The sequence below is a fragment of the Ruegeria sp. BG10 genome (genome assembly GCF_056538575.1).
In genome coordinates, this window is record NZ_JBQFTI010000002.1 from 29528 (window position 1) to 52953 (window position 23426).

20 protein-coding genes are annotated in these 23426 nt (G+C 59.3%); 7 read left to right on the forward strand and 13 right to left on the reverse strand.

Annotation, left to right across the window (positions count from 1 at the left end; translation table 11 throughout):
• The first annotated feature begins 115 nt into the window (after nt 1-115).
• Nucleotides 116-1210, forward strand: coding sequence for an S-methyl-5-thioribose-1-phosphate isomerase (mtnA, locus tag ACR0D8_RS11245; protein WP_480646465.1), 1095 nt, complete (start codon nt 116-118; stop codon nt 1208-1210).
• Nucleotides 1211-1235: 25 nt separating this feature from the next.
• On the opposite strand, the gene ACR0D8_RS11250 is transcribed toward mtnA, so the two are convergent.
• On the reverse strand, nt 1236-2474 hold the full coding sequence (locus tag ACR0D8_RS11250) for an MFS transporter (RefSeq protein WP_480646466.1): 1239 nt from the start codon (nt 2472-2474) through the stop codon (nt 1236-1238).
• Nucleotides 2475-2620: 146 nt separating this feature from the next.
• On the opposite strand from ACR0D8_RS11250, the gene zapE reads away from it, so the two are divergent.
• Nucleotides 2621-3679, forward strand: coding sequence for a cell division protein ZapE (gene zapE / locus ACR0D8_RS11255; RefSeq protein ID WP_480646468.1), 1059 nt, complete (start codon nt 2621-2623; stop codon nt 3677-3679).
• A gap of 77 nt (nt 3680-3756) precedes the next feature.
• On the opposite strand, the gene ACR0D8_RS11260 is transcribed toward zapE, so the two are convergent.
• From ACR0D8_RS11260 to ACR0D8_RS11275, 4 genes are read right to left on the reverse strand one after another with little or no spacing between them, the layout of a single operon-like run.
• Nucleotides 3757-5031: a bifunctional folylpolyglutamate synthase/dihydrofolate synthase gene (locus tag ACR0D8_RS11260; protein WP_480646470.1), complete on the reverse strand. Its 1275-nt coding sequence runs from the start codon at nt 5029-5031 to the stop codon at nt 3757-3759.
• Nucleotides 5028-5960: an acetyl-CoA carboxylase, carboxyltransferase subunit beta gene (gene accD / locus ACR0D8_RS11265; RefSeq protein ID WP_480646472.1), complete on the reverse strand. Its 933-nt coding sequence runs from the start codon at nt 5958-5960 to the stop codon at nt 5028-5030. The genes ACR0D8_RS11260 and accD overlap by 4 nt, the downstream gene beginning before the upstream one ends.
• A gap of 59 nt (nt 5961-6019) precedes the next feature.
• On the reverse strand, nt 6020-6907 hold the full coding sequence (locus ACR0D8_RS11270) for a CPBP family intramembrane glutamic endopeptidase (protein WP_480646474.1): 888 nt from the start codon (nt 6905-6907) through the stop codon (nt 6020-6022).
• Entirely contained in the window at nt 6900-10007 is a 3108-nt protein-coding gene (locus ACR0D8_RS11275) for an ABC transporter transmembrane domain-containing protein (protein WP_480646476.1), read from the reverse strand. The genes ACR0D8_RS11270 and ACR0D8_RS11275 overlap by 8 nt, the downstream gene beginning before the upstream one ends.
• 245 nt (nt 10008-10252) lie before the next feature.
• Here ACR0D8_RS11275 and ACR0D8_RS11280 point away from each other — a divergent pair, with 245 nt between their 5' ends.
• The 3 genes from ACR0D8_RS11280 to ACR0D8_RS11290 all read left to right on the forward strand — a co-directional run bounded on the left by ACR0D8_RS11280 (nt 10253) and on the right by ACR0D8_RS11290 (nt 13000).
• Nucleotides 10253-11014, forward strand: a complete 762-nt coding sequence (locus tag ACR0D8_RS11280) for a DUF6478 family protein (RefSeq protein ID WP_480646478.1) — start codon at nt 10253-10255, stop codon at nt 11012-11014.
• 11 nt (nt 11015-11025) lie between these two features.
• Nucleotides 11026-11385, forward strand: coding sequence for a hypothetical protein (locus ACR0D8_RS11285; RefSeq protein ID WP_480646480.1), 360 nt, complete (start codon nt 11026-11028; stop codon nt 11383-11385).
• Between the two features lie 88 nt (nt 11386-11473).
• The gene (locus ACR0D8_RS11290) at nt 11474-13000 is read left to right on the forward strand and encodes an MFS transporter (protein ID WP_480646482.1); all 1527 of its coding nucleotides are present in this window, start codon (nt 11474-11476) and stop codon (nt 12998-13000) included.
• 48 nt (nt 13001-13048) lie between these two features.
• Here the strand turns inward: ACR0D8_RS11290 and ACR0D8_RS11295 are convergent, their stop codons facing one another.
• The 7 genes from ACR0D8_RS11295 to ACR0D8_RS11325 form a co-directional block, all read right to left on the reverse strand.
• A complete protein-coding gene (locus tag ACR0D8_RS11295) occupies nt 13049-14386 on the reverse strand; it encodes a S41 family peptidase (protein ID WP_480646484.1) in 1338 nt (445 codons plus the stop codon).
• Between the two features lie 6 nt (nt 14387-14392).
• The gene (locus ACR0D8_RS11300; protein ID WP_480646486.1) at nt 14393-15523 is read right to left on the reverse strand and encodes a murein hydrolase activator EnvC family protein; all 1131 of its coding nucleotides are present in this window, start codon (nt 15521-15523) and stop codon (nt 14393-14395) included.
• Nucleotides 15520-17037: a 2,3-bisphosphoglycerate-independent phosphoglycerate mutase gene (gene gpmI / locus ACR0D8_RS11305; RefSeq protein WP_480646488.1), complete on the reverse strand. Its 1518-nt coding sequence runs from the start codon at nt 17035-17037 to the stop codon at nt 15520-15522. The genes ACR0D8_RS11300 and gpmI overlap by 4 nt, the downstream gene beginning before the upstream one ends.
• A 102-nt stretch (nt 17038-17139) precedes the next feature.
• On the reverse strand, nt 17140-18783 hold the full coding sequence (locus ACR0D8_RS11310) for a sulfatase-like hydrolase/transferase (RefSeq protein ID WP_480647110.1): 1644 nt from the start codon (nt 18781-18783) through the stop codon (nt 17140-17142).
• Between the two features lie 101 nt (nt 18784-18884).
• Nucleotides 18885-19121, reverse strand: a complete 237-nt coding sequence (gene nqrM / locus ACR0D8_RS11315) for a (Na+)-NQR maturation NqrM (RefSeq protein ID WP_475164019.1) — start codon at nt 19119-19121, stop codon at nt 18885-18887.
• A gap of 15 nt (nt 19122-19136) precedes the next feature.
• Nucleotides 19137-20162: an FAD:protein FMN transferase gene (locus ACR0D8_RS11320; protein WP_480646490.1), complete on the reverse strand. Its 1026-nt coding sequence runs from the start codon at nt 20160-20162 to the stop codon at nt 19137-19139.
• A gap of 67 nt (nt 20163-20229) precedes the next feature.
• On the reverse strand, nt 20230-20415 hold the full coding sequence (locus ACR0D8_RS11325; RefSeq protein WP_475164015.1) for a hypothetical protein: 186 nt from the start codon (nt 20413-20415) through the stop codon (nt 20230-20232).
• 121 nt (nt 20416-20536) lie between these two features.
• Between ACR0D8_RS11325 and ACR0D8_RS11330 the strand changes: the two genes are divergently transcribed.
• Together ACR0D8_RS11330 and ACR0D8_RS11335 are read left to right on the forward strand one after the other, a co-directional pair.
• Nucleotides 20537-21061 (forward strand): CBS domain-containing protein, encoded by a 525-nt coding sequence (locus ACR0D8_RS11330; RefSeq protein WP_480646492.1) that lies wholly within the window; start codon nt 20537-20539, stop codon nt 21059-21061.
• An 86-nt stretch (nt 21062-21147) separates the two neighbouring features.
• On the forward strand, nt 21148-22167 hold the full coding sequence (locus ACR0D8_RS11335) for an NAD-dependent epimerase/dehydratase family protein (RefSeq protein WP_480646494.1): 1020 nt from the start codon (nt 21148-21150) through the stop codon (nt 22165-22167).
• A 35-nt stretch (nt 22168-22202) separates the two neighbouring features.
• On the opposite strand, the gene nqrF is transcribed toward ACR0D8_RS11335, so the two are convergent.
• The gene (gene nqrF / locus ACR0D8_RS11340) at nt 22203-23426 is read right to left on the reverse strand and encodes an NADH:ubiquinone reductase (Na(+)-transporting) subunit F (protein ID WP_475164012.1); all 1224 of its coding nucleotides are present in this window, start codon (nt 23424-23426) and stop codon (nt 22203-22205) included.

Sequence of the window (23426 nt, forward strand, 5' to 3'; positions counted from 1 at the left end):
GAATGTGTCGATCTAGCCGATACGTCAAAAATTGAACAGCCTGTTTACAACCTGCCGGTGAAATCGCACCTTGTGTCGGAATTCTGATGGCGCGTTCGAAAGCGGAGATCACATTATGAAGGTGAAGGGCGATCACTACCGGTCGATCTGGTGGGACAAATCTGCCGGAGAGGTCCAGATCATTGATCAGCGGTGGCTGCCGCATGAATTTCGGATCGTGACGCTCAAAACTCTGGACGATTTTACCGCGGCAATCCGCGATATGTGGGTCCGTGGCGCACCGCTGATCGGAGCCACGGCTGCATTCGGAATTGCCGAGCAGATGTCCCGCGACAGTACCGATGCATCGTTCGAAACGGCCTATGACGTTCTGAATGCAACGCGGCCCACGGCGATCAACCTCCGTTGGGCGCTGGACAAGTGCCGCGACGCGTTGATGCCGCTGGCGATCAGTGACCGCGCGGATTTTGCCTGGAATCTGGCACAAGAAATCGCTGACGAAGATGTCGAGATCAACGCGTCCATCGGTCTGCACGGGCTTGAACTGATCAAAAGCATTGCGGCGCGCAAACCCAAGGGCGAACCCGTGCGCCTGCTGACCCATTGTAACGCCGGTTGGCTTGCAACCGTCGACTGGGGTACCGCAACAAGCCCGATGTATCACGCGCATGAAGCCGGCATTCCGGTTCACGTCTGGGTCGACGAAACACGGCCCCGCAATCAGGGCGCGTTGACATCATGGGAGCTTGGCGAACACGGAATTCCCCATCGCTATATCGTGGACAATGCGGGCGGGCACCTGATGCAGCACGGGTTGGTGGATGCGGTGATCACCGGCACCGACAGGACAACCGCGCAAGGGGATGTATGCAACAAGATCGGCACATATCTGAAGGCACTGGCCGCCCATGACAACGGCGTTCCGTTTTATGTTGCCCTGCCCTCTCCGACCATCGACTGGACGGTGCGGGACGGGGTAGCGGAAATTCCGATCGAAGAACGCGATCATAACGAGGTTTCGCACGTCATGGGCGTGGATGATCAGGGGGCCATTGCCGACGTTCGCGTGACGCCCGATGGCACAGAAGGCGGCAACCCCGCATTTGATGTCACCCCAAACCGGCTGGTTAGCGGGCTGATTACCGAGCGCGGCGTTTGCGATGCATCCGCAGAGGGCTTGGCTGCGCTATTCCCTGAACGGTCCCGTTGACGTCTGCATGGATGTATTGCGGCCGTCAGGCCGCAACCGTCATCTGGCGGTTTTCGCGGATCGGCAAGTGAACGATTGCGCTGAAGGCGCCGATGGCGACACCAATCCACCAGACCATATTGTAGTCTCCGTATTGGTCATACATGCGTCCACCCAGCCAGACGCCAAGGAAACTTCCAACCTGATGGCTGAAAAAGATAATACCGTAAAGCGTTCCCATATAGCGCAGACCGTAAAGATGCGCGACCAGACCCGAGGTCAATGGCACGGTGGCCAGCCAGAGAGACCCCATCACCAGCGAAAAGGCGATGACGGAAAGCGGGGTGATCGGAAAAACGATGAACAAGGCCGCGGCAAGCGTGCGACCTGTGTAGACCGCCGCAAGCAGGTATTTCTTGGGGAAGTGGTTACCAGCCCAGCCCGCAAGCAAGGTGCCCCCGATGTTGGCCAGCCCGATCAGAGAGATAGACACCGCCCCAAGCGCAGACGTTGACGTAATACCGATGGAATGCAAAACACCGCCCGGCTGGATCGGGCCACACATCTCGGTCACAAATGCAGGGAAATGGGCTGTCACGAACCCCAGTTGATACCCGCAGCTGAAGAACCCCAGAAAGATCAGAGCGTAAGATGGGTCGCGGAACGCCTTGCCCAGGATCTGGCCCATGCTTTCTTCCAGCTCAACCTTGCTGACCGGTTGCGGTGCCCGCATGAATGGCAGTGTCAGGACCAACGCGAGAATCGCAATGGCGAAGACGATAAAAACCTGCTGCCATGGCAGGAAGGTCAGCAACCACTCGGCCGTTGGGGCACCCAGCACCTGACCAAAGCTGCCCGCCGCGGTGACGATGGCCAGAGACATTGACCTGTTTTCGTCCGAAGAGGCACGCCCGACTACGGCCAACACCACACCGAACCCGGTGCCTGCAATGCCAAAGCCCACCAGCCAGGCATACATTTGGTGCTCGAACGGAGTAACGGACCACGCCGACAGCACCATGCCTGCGGCGTAAGTCAGCGCTCCCAAAATGATCGCACGACGATCGCCGACTTTTTCGGCTATAGCCCCAAAGATCGGTTGTCCAATACCCCAGGCAAGGTTCTGGATCGCAATAGCCATTGAGAAATCAGTGCGCAGCCATCCGAACTCATCCGCGATGGGAATCTGAAACACGCCGAACGAGGCGCGCACAGCAAAGCTGACCGTGATGATGATGCAGCCGACGATCAGGATCGGGTTCAGCAGACGAGCGGATTGGGGCATTGCAACCTCGGGGTGACGGAACCGGGACGTTATCTGAAAATGTCTACGGGTCAATTCACGAGTTTTGCGGTCACGGATCAGTAAAATTGATGCAACGGGAAAATGGCTGCTTTTCAACGGGCAAACCGGGCGCTATGCCTCGGATCATGACGGGTTTGATTTCGCTTTACGACACTGAGGTCGCCAACGGCACCCTGACCAGAGACGACGCGCAAGAGGCCGTACTTCCCCAATTCGAGCGCATCCGGGCGGCTCTGGCCGAACCGGTAAAGCGCGGATTTTTCCGCAAGGCCCCGCCTCCGCCGAAAGGATTGTACCTGTGGGGCGGCGTCGGGCGCGGCAAATCCATGCTGATGGACATGTTTGTCGATTCACTCACGGACATTCCGGCGCGACGGGTGCATTTTCACGCCTTCATGCAGGAAATTCACGCTGGCATGCACAAGGCCCGCAAGGACGGCGTCGAGGACGCGCTGGCCCCGGTCGCCGCCGCCGTCGTCAAATCAGTCCGGGTACTGGCGTTTGACGAGATGCAGATCACCGACATCACGGACGCGATGATCGTGGGTCGCCTGTTCGACCTGCTTTATGATGGTGGCGTCGTCATTGTCACAACGTCGAACCGTCACCCGGACGAGCTCTACAAGGATGGGCTGAACCGTCAGCTGTTCCTGCCGTTCATCGCACATATCAAGGAACAGCTTGAAGTATGGGAGTTGATCTCGCCCACCGATTACCGCCAGAACCGGCTTGAGGGGGCTCCGGTCTACTTTGCGCCGATCGGGCCGGAAGCGCGGCAGAACATCCGAAGTGTCTGGAATGATCTGTCCGGGGGGGCGGCTGAGCCGCTGATCCTGCAGGTCAACGGGCGTGCGGTGGAATTGCCCGCCTTTCGCAACGGCGTGGCCCGGGCCAGCTTTTATGATCTGTGCGGACGGATGCTGGGACCTGCGGACTACCTGGCCATCGCCGCAGAGGTGAAGGTTCTGGTTCTTGAGGATATCCCGCGGCTGTCACGCAACAACTTCAACGAAGCCAGGCGTTTCGTCACTCTGATTGACGCGCTGTATGAGGCAAAGGTCCGTCTGATCTGTTCCGCCGCCGCCGAACCCGAGATGCTGTATGTCGAGGGTGAAGGCACGTTTGAATTCGAACGTACGGCCTCGCGCCTGCGGGAGATGCAGGATCGGGACTGGGGGCAATAGGGGGCTCTGCCCCCGCCGCGCCTTGCGCGCCTCCCCCGAGGTATTTTTGGCCAGATGAAGCCCTGCGGGCGGTCGTTTCAGCCGTTTTCGCGCAGGATGTTGCCGGCCAGATAAAGCGAGCCGCAAATCAGAACACGCGCCTGCGGGTCATTTGCCACGATTGCGTGCAACGCATCAGCGACGCTGTCGGCGGTTGTGGCAGGCAGATTCACTTGTGCGGCGGCCGCAGCGGTGTCCTCGGCGCTGAGTGTGGCGGCTTCGCCCGGGATCGAGACGGCTGTCAGACTTTGGACCTGCGCGGCCAGCGGCGTCAGATAGCCGGTGACATCCTTGGTGTTCAGCATGCCGCAGATCATATACGTCGGGCGCGCTGGCAGCCTGCCGAGCACATCAGCCAGCGCGATACCAGCGGCGGCGTTATGGCCGCCATCGAGCCAAAGTTCAGCCTGGGGCGCCTGGTCGATCAGAGGCCCGGTCTTCAACCGCTGCATACGCGCCGGCCATTCGGCCCGGGTCACTGCCGCCTCATAAGCGTCGTCCCCAAGGTTCAGGTGGCGCAGAACCGCCAGCGCGGCCCCTGCGTTCTGGATCTGGTGTGCGCCCAGCAGGTTCGGCAGGGGCAAATCGCGCAATCCGGTTTCGTCCTGATAGATCAGCCGGCCGTTTTCTTCGGTGACGTGCCAGTGCTGCCCGTGAACCAGCAGCGGCGCACCCAGACGGGCGGCGGTGTATTCGATAACTTCCATCGCCTCATCCAGTTGCGGACCGACAATGCAGGGCACGCCCGGCTTGATGATGCCTGCCTTTTCAGCCGCAATCTTGCCCAGCGTGTTGCCGAGAAACTGTTCGTGGTCGATGGAGACCGGCGTGATGACGGTGACAGCCGGTTCATGGATGACATTTGTGGCATCCAGACGCCCGCCCAAGCCCACCTCCAGCAGCGTGTAATCGGCGTGCGCGCGAGAGAAAGCCAGCAATGCGGCGCAGGTCGTGATTTCAAAATAGGTGATGTTCTCGCCGCCATTGGCGGCATAGCACTCATCCAGCACCGCGGTCAGGCCGGGCTCCGAGATCAAGTCTCCGGCCAGGCGGATGCGCTCATGGAATCGGGCCAGATGTGGCGAGGTATAGGCATGGGCAGACAGGCCCGCGCCTTCCAGTCCGGCGCGGATCATCGCTTGTGTCGAACCTTTGCCGTTGGTTCCGGCGATGTGGATCACCGGCGGCAGCTTTGCCTGCGGGTTGTCCAGCGCGTCCAGCAACCGCCAGACGCGATCCAGGGTCAGGTCGATGATCTTGGGATGCAGCGCCATCATCCGTTCAAGGATGAGGTCGGATGACCGGGCGGTCATTTCTCGCTGTCGTCCTCGGCCGGCGTTTCGGCCGCGGCTTCCTCGGGCTTGGGTGCGGGCAGATCCCCTTTGACCGCCGGAGGCTGGTTCATCAGCATGCGGGTGATCGTGATCAGTTCATCGCGCATCTCGGTGCGCTTGGTCACCCGGTCCAGCATACCGTGATCCAGAAGATATTCGGCGCGCTGGAACCCTTCGGGCAGTTTTTCCCGGATGGTCTGTTCGATCACGCGCGGTCCGGCAAAGCAGATCAGCGCATTGGGTTCGGAAATATGCACATCACCCAGCATCGCATAAGACGCGGTGACGCCCCCGGTAGTGGGATGCGTTAGCACGACGATGTAAGGCAGCTTCGCCTCTTTCAGCATTTCGACGGCCACGGTTGTGCGTGGCATCTGCATCAGGCTGAGGATACCCTCTTGCATTCGTGCGCCACCGGCGGCCGAGAACAGGATCAGCGGGCGCTGGAGCTTCACCGCTTCTTGCGCGGCGGCAATGATGGCATTGCCGACAAACATGCCCATCGAACCGCCCATGAAGGAAAAATCCTGCGCGGCGGCGACAATCGGGGTACGCCCGATCTCGCCCTTGGCGACCAGCATCGCCTCTTTCTCGCCGGTCTTTTTCTGGGCGGCCTTCATGCGGTCAGGGTATTTCTTCTGATCGCGGAACTGCAGCGGGTCATCCTTGGGGGCCGGCACCTCAACCTCGGTGAAGATGCCGCCGTCAAACAGGTAGCTGAACCGGTCCCGCGGGGTGATCGCCATATGGTGATCGCACTGGGTGCAGACATTCTGGTTTTCCGCCAGCTCGCGGTGAAACAGCATCGTGCCGCATTCGTCGCATTTGTGCCAAAGGTTTTCGGGCACTTCCCGGCGTGAGAAGATCGAGTTGATCCGGGGGCGGACGTAGTTTGTGATCCAGTTCATATCGGAACCTTGCTAGTGCGGCTTTGACGTCAAATAAGACGCAACGGAAAGAAATGCAATCAACGCCTGAGCGCAAGGCGCGCCACCAGCCAGCTGACGATAATCACTGCGAAATCCACATACAGCCACAGCCGCAGGATGCCAGTATCCATCATATCATACGGCAACAGGAACAGCGCCAGACCGCTTAGGCTGTCAGGCAGAGAGATAAACAACAGCGCGATGATATTGTTGAAGAAGTGCAAGGCGATAGCCGGGCCGAGCGTCCCTGACCGCGCGGTTAGATCCGCCGCAAACAGGCCAAATACACCCGACCAGAGGGCGATCAGAAACGCGTTTTCACCTGCGGCGCCGGGCGCATAGTGGCCGGCGGCAAACAACAGCGACGGCAATCCCATCCAAATGATCGGAGACCGAAACCGTGCCGCCAGGCTTTGCTGGATATATCCGCGAAACAGCAATTCTTCTGCGCTGGTCTGAATCAATACCGCGACCAGAGACAATGGCAGAAACAGAAACCACCGCGAGACGTCCATGTTCCGGTCAAGCGGCGCGCCCATATCATATGGCGGCAGGACGGCAACGACGACAACGAGGATGACCAAGGCCCTGAAAACACGCCAGAATTGGAAAATCGCCTCGCCGTAGGGGCCCAGAACGGATTGCAGCGTCCGATGTTGCAGCTTTCGTGCCGCCAGGGCGACCCCAATAGTCGTAAAGCCGAAACTGGCAAGCAGAACCACCATTGCCATGGGGGTAGAGCCATTCAGAAATTCTTCGGCCCATTCCTGTGACCCGAGCCCCGCAACAGTCACGAACAGGACAAGGTTCAGGCCGGTCACGACCACAGCGACAAGGGCCAGTCCTACAAGCAGCCGCCAAAGTTCGGGCCACGCGCGCGCATCCCGCACAAGCTGTTCATGGGCGGAATAGGCGGCGTTACGCATTGCCGCCTGCTTCCTCTACCTCAACAAACTGTGGAATATCCGGGAAAAAAGCGCTTGGGTTTTCGGCGTCGTTGATCCTGCTCGCCAGATTAGTGAAATTCTGCGCCACAGATTTCAACAATTGCGCGGCGACCGAAGCGTCGCTTTCCAATACCGCGCGCAGTTCTTCCGCGCCGATACGCAGGAACGAACAATCACTGTTTGCAACCAGATCCAATTGCCGGGATTCGCCTGTAATTACCGAAAGATCACCAATAAGGCGCCCGGGTTCCACGACGGACACGGTCCGTTTCCTGCCTGCGTCTTCCGTCCAGTCCAGCCGCGCCTGCCCGGTTATGCACAAATAAGCCGCGTCCGGGGCCTGACCTTTGGAAAAGATGACCTGCCCGGCCGCAGCGTCGTACCATTGCGCAGAAAACGCCAGCAAGCGTTGGTTGCGCCCGTCGATGCCGGCGAACAACTCGGTTGAGGAGATGATCTTGAGCTTGCGGCTCAGGTCCGCGGTCGCGCCCGCGTCTTCTTCGGCATGGGTCTTCGAGACGCCGTCTATGCGGCCCTGCTTGACCTCGACAAACAGATCATAAGCCTCGGGATGGGCAAAGTGATCCTCCATGAAAATCATGATCGAATCCGGCAGCAACTCCCGCAGTTTTAGGCGTGTGCGCAGCCTGCTTTCCGAATCATGACTGGCCAGCGCCTTGTCCAGAATCAGAACGTCAGGGCGTTTGATCCCCGCGCGGGAAAACGCAGCCCTTTCCTGAAACACGGTCGGCAGATTGTTTCCGCCCAGACCGGAGGGCAGATCATAAATGATCGCCGCCGCACGACGGCGCAGCCCGGCCTCGTTCATCGCCTCGGCCACGACGTCTTCGATCTCGTCCTTATGCGCGCCGGCCATAAGGGAAATTCGCCCGAACAGCGCATTCTCCATCGCGGTCATGCGGGCGATATAGGTCTCGGGCGTGACTGGGATGAACATACCGTTCATATACGCCCGCAGCTTTTCCGCCTGACCGCTGCGAATAGCCAAAATCTTGTCCTTGTATTCGCTCGGAAAATCCGGCCCGATTTGTTCGGCCGTCAACAGGAACGGAACCGTCAGCAGCAAGGCGCGTTCGCCTTCAGTGATTGCGTCCTCGCCCTTGGCCTTGCGGCGGTCTTCGATATCGAGCAGCCGGTGATACATGTCCTTGGTCATGCCAAGCCGCAGGAACAGCGGGTGATCGGTGCCATCCCGCCCAAAAGTCTGGTGCAGCGTTTCAAGAACCGCGGCTGAGATGGACATCGCATCACCATCCAGGTCGTGATGCCGTAGCATCGACGTAAACCGTTCATCACCGGCCAGAATATCCGGAGAAATATCGCGCGACGGTGCCGCATAGAGCAAGTTTCCACCCAGCGGGACAGCCGGATTGAATCGTTCGGGATCAAAGCGATAGACGTACCGGTCCAGACCCTTTTCCCGCAGCCGTTCCGCCACGGTTTCACGCAGCAGAACAATGTCGCGGGCCAGCGCCGGATGCTGGTCCGGGTCGAACTGGCTGCGCAGGGTGCGGCGGAACATGAACTCGTCAATGCCCATCGCCTCGACCAGCTGGAACCACCAGTTGCGGATATCTTCAATATCATCCAACCCCGCCAGCCCCGGATCAACCCATTCATCCGACAACGAATCCACCGGGTTGCCCGCGCGCGCCGCCTCGATCTGCCGCCGGGTCGGTGCTTTTTTCGCCTCAACCGCATGCTGGGGATGCGTTCGCAACGGCATCAAAAGGTTGTCGCCCAGAGTTCCATCGAACAGATAGGGCCGCGAATAGGCGTATCCGATCCGTGCAGCGATGACCGATTGGTGCAGTGTCTGCAGGTCGTAACCGGCTATGACGACCTCTCCCTGTACCGGCAACAGTTCGCGTGTCAGCAATTGCGCAAGCGCACTGCGTTCGGCGGCGCTGGAGGACTTGATGGCAACGCGGGCGCCCTGTGGAATGGTCAGATCGATATCTTCCAGGATGGTCTTACTGTCATCGTCGCGCACCGTGACGTTGCGCAGTTCGATGTCGCCTGTCAGATGCGGGATGGTTTCGGGTTCGCCGACGAACAATTTCTCGGGGATCATGTCATCCGGCGCGAAGCGCTCGGTCACCACTTCCCAGCGCAGGGACATATCCTGCACCTGATTGTAATAGGTCAGAAGATCCTTCCACGGGCCGCTCAGGTCTTTGTAGGCCCCGAGGGCCGCGACAAGCGCGCCGACCGTGACCTCACCCTTGATCGCAAGATAGCCGCCGACCGAATAGAACAGGAACGGCGTCATCTGAGTGATCAGATTGTTGAGGAACTTCATGAAGAATTTCTTGTTGTAGATCTTGAACCGGATCTCGAACAGGTTCCCCAGACGATGACTGAACTGCGCCAGCCGATAGCGCCAGCCGCCATTGGTGCGCAGGTCACTGATACCGGCTGCGCTTTCCCCGATTTCCGAGCTGAGATGGCGCACTTCCTGAATACGCTCTTTGTTCAGCAGGTTGATCTGACGCTGCAGTTTCGGGATCAGCCAGGCCTGCAACGGGATCAGGGCAATGCTGGCCAACCCGAACCAGACGCTCTGCATGAACAGGAAAGTGACGATGGTCATCATCTGGCCGAACTGGAACACAGGCTGCGCGATTGCGTCACCCATCAGACCGCCCATCGGCTCGGCCTCGGACGTGATCATCGACACCAGCTCGCCCTGGCTGGTCGTGGCAAAATAGGATTTCGGAAACCGCATGGTGCGGTGGATCAGCGTGAATCGCAACCGGCGCAGCATGCGTTCGGCCAAGATGCCCTTCATCGTGTTGATGCGCATCTTCATCAGGCCGCTGGCGATGACAGTGGCCAGAAAGGCGACGCACAGGATCATCAGATACTGAACCTGCGTAAAGGTGAAGCCCAGCACGGTGACCGAGTCCGCCGGGGCGCCGATCGCGTCGTTGATGATCTGCTTGGGCAGCTCAAGCGACGCGTAGAGAAACGGAAAAGACAGAACCGTCAGAAACAGAAGCACAAGCTGCTGTTTCTTCGAATGTTTCCAGATGAATGCGAACAGAGTGGGTTCCATGCCCCGGCCTTGCCTCAAGAATTATGGATGCGTTTTATACGGATGATCCACTGCAATCAGGTGCCAGACGGTACGCACTGGCCGGGTCGATTGCAAGAATAGCGGATCGTCTATCAGACCCATGCGGCACTGCCCAGACAATTGCGCATTCACAATTCGCTGATTTTTGGGTCCTATTGTGACAATTCACCCTTATCCCCCGGACCGTCTTTGACTAAAGAGGGTCATGTTCGAACGATAGGACCATGGGCAGACTTCTGGATCGCTATATTCACCGCAAGGTTCTGGAGCGCTGGCAAAAGGCCGCGCACGGCGCAGAAGATGTCCCAACGCCGCAATTGCGCCTGCAAAGGGATGAGGCGCGCAGGTTGCGCGCGCATCTGGATCTGCTGCTTCACAAGGCCAACGGCCGTCTGACCCGCCCGCGGATCGGGACGACACAGTTTCCGAAACCTCTGGGGACTGACTGGTGCTGGCGTCCGGACCTGTGGCGCGGCCCCCTGTCCCGTCCGGGTCTGGCCTCGGCCCCGCGCAAGGCCGTGATGGATCGGCAGGTGACGCTGTTCCACGATTGCCCGCTGGCCGAAATCGGGATGCGCCAGACGCGCAACACGCGCGACAAAGATTTGGCTGCATTCGGATTGACGGTCGAAGTATTCGGCTTTGCCGGATCCTTCCTGTCGCTGTCGGTGGAACTGCCATCCGAGGCGGCAGAGGACCTCACCCGGCAGCACCTGATGCGTGTCGACGCCCTGATCGAGCCCGAACGTGCGCTTGGCGTGTTTGCCCGTTTGAATATTCAGCACGGGCCAAACACGGAACAGGTCCTTCGCGAACTGGACTTATCTGCACCCGACAGTTCGGTCGACTTCGACCTTGCGCACCTGCCCCTGAATGAGCGGCGAATAGAAAAGATCTGGCTGGACCTGATCTTTGAACAGCCGCAGATGAACCGTATCATGCTGCGCGATCTGACCTTCTGCCGCCACCACCGAGCCGATTTGTGAGAACCCGGGCCATGACGCACCCTACCCTGACCCCCATCCGGTTCGAAGACGGCATTTGGCTTGGGCATCTCCAGGCCGAAACCGAACCGAAGGTCGAGGTCCGTTACCTTGGCCGCGCTCTTGACGATGTTCGCGTGACCGCGTCGGACAAGGGCTGGGACCTGAGCATCCCTGTGCCTGTCGCCGCGCTGTCGGACGGGGTGCATTCCTTCATGATTGTCGATGTCGGGACAACGCAGAAGCTGGGCGATTTCACGATCATTGCAGGCACACCGGTGGCAGATGACCTGCGCGCCGAAGTCGAACTGTTGCGCGCCGAACTCGACATGCTGAAGCGGGCGTTCCGGCGGGCGCAAAGCCCGGACAGTTGAACCGGCCTGCCCTCCCGGTTGGGCAATCCTTATCTTTTGAACGAATTTAAGGCATGATTGGGCTATCCGCAGCAACGGGGACAGGCCCATGGACCGCAGCAGCATGATCAAAGTCTTTGCCCTGATGGTAACCGGCTTTGGCATCGGCATCGACTTCACCGGAGCGCTGATGCTGGTTCCGGCGATCGAAAACAGTTTCGACGCCGACATCACCAGCACCCAATGGGTTCTGAACATTTATGCGCTGTTCTTTGCCATGACCATGGTCGCCGGGGGCCGGATGGGCGACATGTTCGGGCATCGCAGGATGATGCTGATCGGGTTGTCGATTTTCCTGTTCTCGTCCGTCATGTGCTTTGTATCACCCAGCCTCGACTTTCTGATCGGTGCGCGCGCCTTGCAGGGGATCGGGGCCGGGTGTGTCTGGCCCTGCACGCTTGCCTTTGGCGCAACCAAGGTTTCACGACCGGAACACCGCGCGATGATCATGGGTATGATTCTGGCGGGCGTCACCACCGGCAATGTCTTTGGCCCGCTGATCAGTGGCACAGCGGTGAATTTCGGAGACTGGCGGCTGTTCTTTCTGGCCAATGTGATCTTCTCCAGTATCTCGATGGTCACGGCATTGGTGCTGATGGAGCGGGAAACGCAGCACAAACAGGGCGAGCAAATCGACTTTGCAGGTATAGGGATTCTGTCCTTTGCCGTTCTGCTGCTGCTCTACGGGCTGGATGTGGGCGCGGATTGGGGCTGGACCTCGGTTCCGCTGCTGCTTTTGTTTTTCCTCAGCGCAGCGTTGTTCTTCATGTTTCCAAAGGTGGAAAAGCGCGTGAAAGAGCCGCTGTTGTTGCCGCAAATGATGCAGAACCGAGAGTTCAGGATCACGCTGGGGCTGAACATGTTCAACGTATCCGCCGCATTCGTCGGGTTGCTCTACTTTCCGCAATACATGCAAAAGGTACTGGGCTGGTCGACTTTGGGGTCAGCGGTTGGTCTGGCCCCGCTGACGATCCTGCTGGCGGTCGGATCTATCGTGTCGGGAAAACTTTATAATGATTTCGGACCCAAACGGCTTTTGTTCTGGGGTTATGTTTGCGCCACGGTCGGCGCCGTCAGCGTTGTCGTGATGCCCGCCGGGCTTGGGTATTTTCAGATCCTGCCTGGCATGGCCATGATCGGGCTTGGGGCCACGCTGACCGTCGGGCCGTCCGGCACGGCTGCCGTCTGTGCGGTCAAACCCGAACGGGCCGGGCTGGTGGGTGGGCTCAGCTTTATGACGCACCTGGTCTATGGTGCGATCTCGGTCGCCTGTGCGACGGCGATTATGTATGCCATCAGCATGCGCAGCCTGGCCGAGCATCTGACATCCGCAGGCATCAAATTGTCGGATGCGGATCAGCGGGCCATCAATGGCGGCACCTTGACCACGCCATCAGCGCAGGCGGTCATGGAAAAGCTGTCCCCGGCTGAATCAGACACGGTCAAATCAGCCATCGCCACAGCCTTCGACACCGGTATGAACTGGGCATTTGTCTTTGCCGCCCTGTCGGTGTCGGTCGGAATTATTCTGGCGGTGATGCTGGATGAAGAAAAGCTGCACAAAGTGGAAAGCTGACGCCATCCACGAAAAAGGGGCCGCCGGATCAGGCGGCCCCATTTTTCGTCACTGGGAAGGACCGTTCGGATTAAAGGCCGACAGCCCCTTGAGGATGTCGATGGCATAGGCCAGCTGATAATCCTCTTCCCGAAGCTCGGCAGTGGCTTCGGCCTTGGCCCGGTCTTCCTCGATCTGCCGGATTTCGTCCTCGCTCAGGCTGTCATTGTTCAGGCTACCACGCAGATCAGCCTCGGACCGGGTACGCGCGTCGGCCTCCTCCTCGGTCTCCGGCGTGGGGCGCGGTTGTTCGACGATGATGTCCGGGCTGACACCCAGGGCCTGGATCGAACGCCCCGAAGGCGTGTAGTAGCGCGAGGTCGTCAGACGCATCGCCCCGTCGCCCCGCAGCGGCATGACCGTCTGAACCGACCCTTTGCCAAAGCTCTTGGTGCCGACAACGATTGCCCGGCGGTGATCCTGCAGCGCACCGGCCACGATCTCGGACGCCGAGGCCGAGCCGCCGTTGATCAGAACGACAATCGGCTTGCCTTCGGCCAGATCGCCGGGTGTCGCGTTGAACCGTTCGCCTTCGCTGGGGTCGCGACCGCGGGTCGACACAATCTCACCTTCGTTCAGGAAAGCGTCCGAGACTTTGATCGCCTGGGTCAGCAGCCCGCCCGGGTTGTTGCGCAGGTCCAGCACGACGCCATTAATCTTCCCGATACCTCCGGCTTCCGTGATTTGCTCATTCAACCCTTCCTGAAGGTTGGGGAATGTCTGATCGTTGAATGTCGTCACGCGCAGCACGACGCTGGTGCCTTCGGTGCGGGCACGCACGGCTGTGAGTTTGATGGTGTCGCGGATGATGGTGACGTCAAAGGGTTCCTGCTCGCCCTCTCGCACAACGGTGATCACAATTTCAGACCCGACCGGACCGCGCATCAGATCGACCGCCTTGTCCAGCGTCAGACCTAGAATGCTTTCGCCATCAACATGAGTGATGAAATCGCCGGCCTCGATCCCGGCCTCATCCGCCGGAGTATCATCGATCGGAGAGACAACTTTGACAAAGCCTTCTTCCTGCGTGACTTCAATGCCCAGCCCGCCAAACTCGCCGCGGGTCTGAACGCGCATCTGCTCTGCGTCGTCGGGCGACAGATAGCTGGAATGCGGGTCCAGCGAGGTCAGCATGCCGTCGATGGCGGCTTCGATCAGTTCTTCGGGCTCGACCTCTTCGACATATTGCGCGCGGATGCGTTCGAATATGTCACCGAACAGGTCCAGTTGCTCATAGACGCTGGCCTTGCTTTCCGCCTCCTGCGCCAGCAGGGGGCCGGCAATCTGGGTTGTCGCAATTATACCTGCCACGGTTCCGGCCAATCCGGCCATCACAAATTTCTTCATACTCGTTTATCCATCCTTGTCGGTCCGAAACCACGATTCCGGGTCCACGGGGCTGTTATCCTGTCTTACCTCTATATAGAGCGTTTCTGACCGGTCAGTTCCAGTGCCATCACTGCTTGTTGACAAAATAGCGCCGATTTCCGGCGTTTTGCCCGGCATCAATCCCACCGGTGTTCCTTCGGGCACCACTTGCCCGGTATTTCCATAGACTTCCTGCAATCCCGAAAATACGAACAACAACCCGGGTTGTGGTTCCAGGATCACCAGATTGCCGAGGTCCAGCAAAGGGCCGCGATAGCGAATTGTGGCCGCGGTCGGAGAGGTCACAATCGCGCGTGGGCGGGTGCCCAAAACCACACCGGGCCGCTTGACGCCCGCCGCATCCGTTTCACCGGCGCGGTGCAAAAGAACCCCCTGTGCGGGCAGTTCGATCCGGCCTTTCCGGGCGGAAATGTCCGCGTTTGTTCCGGCGATCTCACCTTCCGATATCTCGGACAAGCCGCTGGCAAACCCCTCCAACGTTTCGGTGGAAGAAATCAGGATCGCGGTGCGGACCGGGTCTTCGACGAAACGGCTTGGCAGGTCCGTCCGGTCGGCGATGGCGACGCTGAGCCGCGTGCGTGCGGTCTGAACCCCGGTCAGGCCCTCAGTCAGGGTTTCGGACGCGTTTTGCTGCAATTGCCGCAGGGTCCGAACCTCGTGCAGGTCATGGGCCAGCGCCTGCGCGCGCGCGTTCAGGCCCGGCGTGACCTCGGACAGCATCATCCCCGCCCGGGCCGAGCCCAGAGGGCCGGACGGATGCAACATCAGAACCGGCGGAGCGGTCGTCTCGATGGTCTGCAAAACGCCAAGCAACTGCGCAATGTCTTTTTCGCGGGTCCGCAATTCCGCTGTCAGTTGCGCCTCGCGCGTGGCCGCCCGGCGCAGACCGTCGCGCATCGCGGTCAGACCGGCCTCATAGGCCTGAATGGTCTCGGTCAGCGCCCGTACTCGATCCCGTGCCCCGTCGGCCTCGGTCAGTGAAACGGAAGCCTGTTCCAGCATCTGCGCCGCCTGCAAGGCAGCTGTCGACGGATCGGTCTGAGCCCCGGCAGACGTTCCAAGCAGCGCCGCCAGAATAAAGGCGCGAAAGGTCATGACAGCAAGCTCTTTCCCGTCATTTCCGGGGGCTGTTCAAGCCCCATCAGGTCCAGCAGGGTTGGCGCCAGATCCGACAGCCGACCGTCGCGCAGCGTTGCGCCTTCAGGCCCGCCGACCAGTGCCACGGGAACCGGGTTCAGCGTATGGGCTGTATGCGGTCCGCCGGTTTCGGGATCGACCATCACCTCGCAATTGCCGTGATCGGCCGTAACGATCATCGCGCCGCCCGCCCTTTTCAGCGCCGCTACCACCTTGGCCAGGCCCTGATCCACGGCTTCGCAAGCCTTGATCGCCGCCTGAAGATCACCGGTATGCCCGACCATGTCCGGGTTGGCATAGTTGGTGACGATCAGATCATACCCCGCCTCAATCGCCTCGACGAACTTGGCGGTGACCTCGGGTGCGGACATCTCGGGTTGCAGATCATAGGTCGCGACTTTGGGCGATTTCGGCATAAAGCGGTCTTCGCCGATCTCGGGTGTTTCCTTGCCGCCGTTCAGGAAGAACGTGACATGCGGGTATTTCTCGGTCTCGGCCAGCCGGAACTGGCGCAGACCCTTTTTGGCCACCCATTCGCCCAACGTATTCACGATTTCCCGCTTTGGAAAAACGGTCGTCATATAGGCGTTGTGCCCGTCCGAATATTCGACCATTCCCAGCAGGGCCGACAGTTTCGGGCGCGGACCGGTGTCGAATTCGGCAAAACCGGGTTCGCCAATCGCCCGCAGAATCTCGCGCGCGCGATCGGCTCGGAAATTGAGGCAGAAAAACCCGTCCCCGTCCCTGACGCCGCCGTACCCATCCAGAACCGTAGGCACGATGAACTCGTCGGTTTCCGACTGGTTATAGGCGTGATCGACCGCACCATGCGCGGTTGCCGCCGTCCGGCCCCGGCCCTTGATGATCGCGGCATATGCCTCGCTGACACGCTCCCACCGATTGTCCCGGTCCATGGCAAAATAGCGCCCGCTGACCGAAACGATGCGGGCGCCTTCGGGCAAACGATCTTCCAATTCAGTGATATAGGTGAAAGCCGATTTCGGAGCCACATCGCGCCCGTCCGTAATTGCGTGAAGCGCCACGGACACGCCCGCACCCGCAATCGCCTTCGCCGCAGCCACGATATGGTTCAAATGACCATGCACCCCGCCATCAGACACGATCCCCATGAGATGCGCAGTTCCACCCGCAGCTTTGACCCGGTCGATGAAATCCTTCAGAGCGTCGTTTTCAAAGAAGGAACCGTCCTCGATCGCCAGATCGATCTGTCCCAGATCCATAGCAACGACCCGGCCGGCACCGATATTGGTATGGCCGACCTCGGAATTGCCCATCTGACCGCTGGGTAACCCGACATCCGGTCCGTGTGTGATCAGGGATGCGTGCGGACCCTTGGCCATGATGGCATCGAAGGTCGGCGTGTCAGCCAGAAATGGCGCATTGGCCTTGGTGTCCCCGGACAGGCCCCAACCATCGAGGATGCACAGGACAACGGGTTTGGGGACGGTCATTGCGGCTCTCCGGATTTCTGCTGCTGGTTTGTCTTGTACCGCCTGACCCCGGGCAGTTGAACCGCCTTTTCTGCCGCTGTGCCCAGATTTAATGTGCCGAGGTCATTCCTTGACATTCCGATCCTTGTAGGGCCGCGCCTTGCGGCCCCGGTATTTGACCGTCAGCTCCGGCGGCGCATCATTTTCGTCATAAACACCAAGGACAATGCCCTTGTTGCGGCTTTTGGTTCTCATTTCGATCAATTGCTGTTCCGACCGTGTCGTCCGCTGAGACGGACGGCGGGCCCAGTCGAACAGGTGTTCATACATCCGGGCGATGACGTCTGCATGATCGGCACTTGTACCCAGATCGGTCAGTTCATTCGGATCATTCTCCAGATCGAACAGGATCGGCCTGTGCCCGCCTTCGCAGTGGATCAGCTTCCATTTCCTGGTCGCCACCATGAACATCACCGCATCGCGGACCGAGGCGTTCAGCAGTTCCGCAATGGGTGAGGCGGAATAGTCATATTCGCAAATCACGAATTCCCTCGGTGTCTCGTCTGACTTGCCGTGCAGAATTGGCAGCAAGGACTGCCCCTCAAGAATATGCCCGGCCACGTCACCTCCGGCGATATCGACAAATGTCGGTGCCAGATCGATGGATTCGACCAACGCGTCGCAGACCGTACCCCGGGTTCCGTCCGCCTCGGGAGCCGGGTCGCAGATGATCAGTGGCACGCGCGTCGATGCATCCTGAAAAAAGGTCTTTTCACCCATCCAGTGATCACCCAGAAAGTCGCCGTGATCCGATGTCAGGACGATCACCGTGTCCTGCATCCGGCCGGTTTCCTCCATCCAGTCGAACAGGCGTCCCATCTGGTCGTCTGCCTGCTTGATCAGGCCCATATAGGCCGGAATCACCGCCTCGCGCACATCCTGGCGCGAAAACGCCTGACCAATCCTGGTATCCATGAAGGCTTTGAGAACCGGGTGCGCATTTTGCCGCTCAGCCTCGGACCGGACCACAGGCAGCAGGTGTTCAGGCCCATACATCGACGCGTAGGGTTCAGGGACGATATAGGGCCAGTGGGGCTTGATAAAGCTCAGGTGACAACACCACGGACCAGAGTGGCTTTCCATGAACTCAATGCCACGTCCGGTCAGGTACGGGGTTTCGCTGTCTTCTTCGGCGATGTTGGCAGCCTCGGCAGAGTTTTTGAGAAACCACCCGGACAACACGTTACCATCCGCATCCAATCCGGAATTGGCGAAATCGTGCCACGGATTATCGCTTTCGTAACCCTTGGCGGCCAGATCCTTGTTGTATTCCCTGGCGCCGTCCGGGTCGTAATACCCGTCCGGTCCTTCCGGCAGCATGCCGTCATCGCGTTCAAACACGTCAAAGCCGCATTCCGCCACCCGGGCGCCGATCAGGCTGTCGGGTTCCAGACCCAGCCGGGCCATCCCCTCGGCATCGGCCCGCATATGGGTCTTGCCGACCAGCCAGCAATCCATCCCCGCCTTACGCAGGTGGTCGCCCATGGTCAGCTCACCGACCTTCAGCGGGATGCCGTTCCACGACGCCCCATGCGACTGCACATAGCGTCCGGTATAGGTCGACATTCGGGAACTGCCACAGATCGGCGACTGGATATAGGCGCGGTCAAAGCGCACCCCGCGCGCGGCAAGGCGGTCGATGTTCGGGGTATGCAGATGGGGATGGCCGTAACAGCTCAGGTAATCCCAGCGCAGCTGGTCGAACATGATGAACAGGATATTTTTGGCTTTGGCCAAGTCAGCGCCCCCCCCTCTGGTCAGGGATCTACTTAGCCATTCCCGCCATCAGAGCGAAGCGCAAACTGCGCTCAGGCCTTCTGCTCCATCTGTTCGAGCATCTTTCTGGCGCGCTTGCATTGCAACTGATCCCGCAGCGGGCTGTCGGGATCGACGTCTTTCTGGCAGACCACGCATTTATCGGCACCCGATATCGCGTTCAGGCCGCCGCAGCTGCCTTTGATGGTCTTGCCCATCAGCATGACACCCAGTGACATGCCGACCATGATGATCAGCAGCAGAACGAAGGCCAGAATAAACGTGCTCATCTTGCTTCCTACCTGTCAGTTGGTGCCCAATGCGTCCTTGAACGCCGTGCTATGCACAGTGATATAGGCATCTTCGCCGCCTGTCACATCCCGCGAGATGAAATACACGGCAAGTTTATGCTCTTCCGCCAGTTCCAGACCTTTTTCCTGACCCAGCGCCAGCATGGCGGTCGCCCAGGCGTCTGCCATCATCGCGTTTTCGGCCAGAACGGTGACTGACGTTGTCCGGTGCGTGATCGGACGCCCGGTTGTCGGGTCTATGATATGCGAATAGCGCACGCCATCCTGTTCGAAATAGTTTTTGTAGTCGCCCGAGGTCGCCATCCCCAGATCATCCAGTTCAACGATCAACTGCAGGTTCTGGGTCCCGGCTTCGGGCTTTTCGATACCGATCCGCCAGGTTTCACCTTTGTCATTGTCGCCCATGGTCACCAGATCGCCACCGATCTCGACCATGTAATCCTCGATCCCCGCATCGCGCAGCGTTTCCGCCACCGCGTCGATGCCGTATCCTTTGGCAATGGCCGACAGGTTGATCCCGACGCCTGCATCAGACTTGGCCAATGTGCCCTGATCCCGGTCCAGCTTGAGCAGACGCGCCTGTCCGACACTGTCCAGCGCCGCCTGAATCTCGGCATCCGAGGGAACCGGGTCTTCGGGCTTGCGCGGACCAAAGCCCCAAAGTTCGATCAGCGGCCCGAGGGTTACGTCAAAGAGACCCCCGGATTTCTCATGCACTTCATTGGCGGCTGCGATCACAAGGGCGAATTCATCCGATACCGACGCAGGCTCGGTACTGGGCGACGCGGAAAATGTCGAAACCTCGGAATTCGGGTCCCAGTTGGACATCTTGGCGTTGACCTCGGCCAGCGTTCCTTCAACTGACTTGGCCAGCGCGTCGGTGTCCAGATCGGTGCCGATCGCGGTGATGTTGAAGGTGGTGCCCATCGTCTCACCGGACAGTCGCACCACTTCGGGTTCCTTGTCGAACAGACACCCGGAAACAAGTGTCACAAGAGCCAGAACAGGCAAAAGGCGCATTGAGGAACCTCCGAAGGAAAACCGTGCCCGGCGTATGCCAGCGCCCCCAATCAGAGTCAAACCGGCTTCAGAGTTTCAGGGGCAGGAATCCAAGTACCAGCAGGCCGATGCCCGCCGGCACGCCGAACAACCAGGCCCTTTTCTGCCAGCCCTGCGCCTGCTGCTTCCAGGCCTTGCGGAAATTATGGCCGCAGACAACGACCGCAAAAAAGATCAGGGCGGCAACGGGCGGGGTCAGATAGAGTTCAGACAAAAGGCCGAATATCCTTGGTTTGCGGCAGTTTTCCCCGGTTGGGGCATTTGCACCCTATACAGGTCGATTGGCTGCGGTAAGGTAAAAACAAAGCCATCTCAGGTATAAGAGGAGATTGCCAATGGCCCCAAGCTCTTACCAGCCCCCTACGCGCGGCGACAAGGCCGACACTGCGACACGAAGCCAGTCGATTGATTCCAACCTGTCGCATTCGCAAACGACCGTGGAAAAATTGCTCGCGGGCAAGGGAGATGCGGTTTTTGCGGTGCGTCCGAACGAAACGATTCATTCCGTCGTAAACACGCTGAAGGAAAAGCGGATCGGTGCCGTGGTCGTGACCGACCAGAACGGGACGCTGCTGGGTATTCTGTCCGAGCGCGATATCGTGCGGCGCATGGCGGATACGCCCGGTCAGACCCTGCCCCAGTCGGTCGAAGACCTGATGACACGCGACGTCAAAACCTGCGCGCCCGATGATTACCTGAACGACGTTTTGAAAACCATGACCGAAGGACGTTTCCGGCACATGCCGGTGATGAGCGACGGCAATCTGCGCGGCGTCATTACTATCGGCGATGTTGTGCATTTCCGTCTGAAAGAACTGGAATACGAAGCCCTTCGGATGAAGCAGATGATCGTGGGCTAATTGCGTCTTCGGAAAATCCCCTTGACCTTGCCCCGGCGACGGTATCCCTGATGTTGAAACTGTTCCGGATAAAGGTCGAGGGTTGAATGAAACGGGTTCTGGTTACCGGCACCGCCGGATTTATCGGGTTTCACCTTGCAAAGCGCCTGCTGTCCGAAGGGTTTCGCGTGCATGGCTATGACGGGATGACGGATTACTACGACGTCACGCTCAAACGTCGCCGTCACCAGATGCTGCTGCAAACGCCCGGTTTCACGGCCAGCGAGGACCTGCTGGAAAACAACGACCGCCTGTTGCAGGTCGCGGATGAGTTCCAGCCCGAGGTGATCGTGCACCTCGCCGCGCAGGCCGGGGTGCGCTACAGCCTGGAAAACCCGCGCAGCTATGTCGAGTCGAATGTCGTCGGCACCTTCAACGTGATGGAGGTGGCGCGACAGCACGAGGTCGAGCATCTGCTGATGGCGTCCACATCCTCGATCTACGGCGCGAATGAGGACATGCCCTTTGCCGAAACGGACAAGGCCGACATTCAACTGACGATCTATGCGGCCACGAAAAAAGCCAATGAGGCGATGGCCCATTCCTACGCCCATTTGTGGAACCTGCCGACGACCATGTTCCGGTTCTTCACCGTCTACGGCACCTGGGGGCGCCCCGATCTGGCCTATTTCAAATTCACCGACGCCATCCTGAACGACCGGCCCATCGACATCTACAACAACGGCGATATGTATCGTGACTTCACCTATGTCGAAGATCTAGTACGCGGGATCCGCCTGCTGATCGACGCGGTTCCGGTGCGCCCCGAAAGCAGGGATGACATCGCCGAGGGCGACAGCCTGTCACCGGTTGCGCCGTTCCGCATCGTCAATATCGGCAATTCCGACAAAGTCCTCTTGCTGGACTTTATCGAAGCGATCGAACAGGCGCTCGGCAAGCAGGCCGTGCGAAACTATTTGCCGATGCAAAAAGGGGATGTGCCCGCCACATGGGCAGATACCAGTTTGCTGCAAAGCCTGACCGGCTATAACCCCGAAACGGATATCGCGACGGGCATGAAGGAATTTGTCGCTTGGTATCGGGAATACTACCAAAAGCCCGAATAAAAAAAACCGGCGCAACAGCGCCGGTTTTTGGTCTCTTACCCGCCGAAATCGTCGAGCATGATGTCTTCGCGGTCCACACCCAGATCCAGCAGCATGTTGATGACCGACTGGTTCATGATCGGCGGGCCACACATGTAGAATTCGCAATCCTCGGGCGCAGGATGGTTCTTGAGGTATTCCTCGAACAGAACGTTATGGATAAAGCCGGTATAGCCTTTCCAGTCATCCTCGGGCTGCGCGTCCGACAGGGCGACATGCCATTCGAAATTGTCAAATTCCTTGGCCAGCGTGTCGAAATCTTCGACAAAGAACATCTCTTTCTTGGACCGCGCGCCGTACCAGAAGCTGATCTTGCGGTTGCGGTTCTCAAGACGCTTGAGCTGATCGAAGATGTGGCTGCGCATCGGTGCCATACCGGCGCCACCGCCGATAAACACCATCTCTTTCTCGGTCTCGCGGGCGAAGAATTCGCCGAACGGGCCCGAGATCGTCACCTTGTCACCCGGTTTCAGGTTGAAGATGTAGGATGACATCTGACCCGGCGGAATTCCGTCAGAGCCCGGAGGCGGCGAGGCCACGCGGACATTCAGCATGATCATGCCCTTCTCGTCCGGGTAGTTGGCCATCGAATAGGCGCGTTCGATCGGCTCGGCAACAACCGACTCGTACTGCCACAGATTGAAGCGGTCCCAGTCCTCGCGGTATTCCTCCTGCACGTCGAAATCGGTGTATTTCAACTGGTGTGCGGGCGCTTCGATCTGGATGTAGCCACCGGCGCGGAAGTTCACGTCCTCGCCTTCCGGAAGGTCCAGTGTCAGCGCCTTGATGAAGGTTGCAACATTGTCGTTCGAACGAACCGTGCATTCCCATTTCTTGACGCCGAAGACCTCTTCGGGAACCTCGATGTCCATGTCCTGCTTGACCGCCACCTGACAGGACAGGCGGTCACCACAGGAGGCTTCGCGCTTGGTGATATGGCTCTCCTCGGTCGGCAGGATCGACCCGCCGCCAGAATGCACCCGCACCCGACATTGAGCACAGGTGCCGCCACCGCCACAGGCCGACGGGACGAACAGTTTCTCGGCCGCCAGCGTTTGCAGCAGCTTGCCACCGGCCGGGACCGAAATGGTCTTTTCGCCATTGATGGTGATGTTGACATTTCCGGTCGAAACAAGGCGCGAGCGTGCCGCCATGATGATGCCGACCAGCGCCAGAACGATCAGCGTGAAAAGGATTACGCCAAGGCTAAACGTTTCCAT

Bases quoted from the DNA above. Each gene is read 5' to 3' on its own strand.
- ACR0D8_RS11320 (WP_480646490.1), bottom strand. From the start codon at position 20,162: ATGCGCCTTTTGCCTGTTCTGGCTCTTGTGACACTTGTTTCCGGGTGT.
- ACR0D8_RS11295 (WP_480646484.1), bottom strand. From the start codon at position 14,386: ATGAAGAAATTTGTGATGGCCGGATTGGCCGGAACCGTGGCAGGTATA.
- nqrM (WP_475164019.1), bottom strand. From the start codon at position 19,121: ATGAGCACGTTTATTCTGGCCTTCGTTCTGCTGCTGATCATCATGGTC.
- ACR0D8_RS11260 (WP_480646470.1), bottom strand. From the start codon at position 5,031: ATGACCGCCCGGTCATCCGACCTCATCCTTGAACGGATGATGGCGCTG.
- accD (WP_480646472.1), bottom strand. From the start codon at position 5,960: ATGAACTGGATCACAAACTACGTCCGCCCCCGGATCAACTCGATCTTC.
- ACR0D8_RS11285 (WP_480646480.1), top strand. From the start codon at position 11,026: ATGACGCACCCTACCCTGACCCCCATCCGGTTCGAAGACGGCATTTGG.
- ACR0D8_RS11310 (WP_480647110.1), bottom strand. From the start codon at position 18,783: ATGTTCGACCAGCTGCGCTGGGATTACCTGAGCTGTTACGGCCATCCC.
- mtnA (WP_480646465.1), top strand. From the start codon at position 116: ATGAAGGTGAAGGGCGATCACTACCGGTCGATCTGGTGGGACAAATCT.
- ACR0D8_RS11290 (WP_480646482.1), top strand. From the start codon at position 11,474: ATGGACCGCAGCAGCATGATCAAAGTCTTTGCCCTGATGGTAACCGGC.
- ACR0D8_RS11270 (WP_480646474.1), bottom strand. From the start codon at position 6,907: ATGCGTAACGCCGCCTATTCCGCCCATGAACAGCTTGTGCGGGATGCG.
- ACR0D8_RS11335 (WP_480646494.1), top strand. From the start codon at position 21,148: ATGAAACGGGTTCTGGTTACCGGCACCGCCGGATTTATCGGGTTTCAC.
- zapE (WP_480646468.1), top strand. From the start codon at position 2,621: ATGACGGGTTTGATTTCGCTTTACGACACTGAGGTCGCCAACGGCACC.
- ACR0D8_RS11250 (WP_480646466.1), bottom strand. From the start codon at position 2,474: ATGCCCCAATCCGCTCGTCTGCTGAACCCGATCCTGATCGTCGGCTGC.
- gpmI (WP_480646488.1), bottom strand. From the start codon at position 17,037: ATGACCGTCCCCAAACCCGTTGTCCTGTGCATCCTCGATGGTTGGGGC.
- ACR0D8_RS11280 (WP_480646478.1), top strand. From the start codon at position 10,253: ATGGGCAGACTTCTGGATCGCTATATTCACCGCAAGGTTCTGGAGCGC.
- ACR0D8_RS11275 (WP_480646476.1), bottom strand. From the start codon at position 10,007: ATGGAACCCACTCTGTTCGCATTCATCTGGAAACATTCGAAGAAACAG.
- ACR0D8_RS11330 (WP_480646492.1), top strand. From the start codon at position 20,537: ATGGCCCCAAGCTCTTACCAGCCCCCTACGCGCGGCGACAAGGCCGAC.
- nqrF (WP_475164012.1), bottom strand. From the start codon at position 23,426: ATGGAAACGTTTAGCCTTGGCGTAATCCTTTTCACGCTGATCGTTCTG.
- ACR0D8_RS11300 (WP_480646486.1), bottom strand. From the start codon at position 15,523: ATGACCTTTCGCGCCTTTATTCTGGCGGCGCTGCTTGGAACGTCTGCC.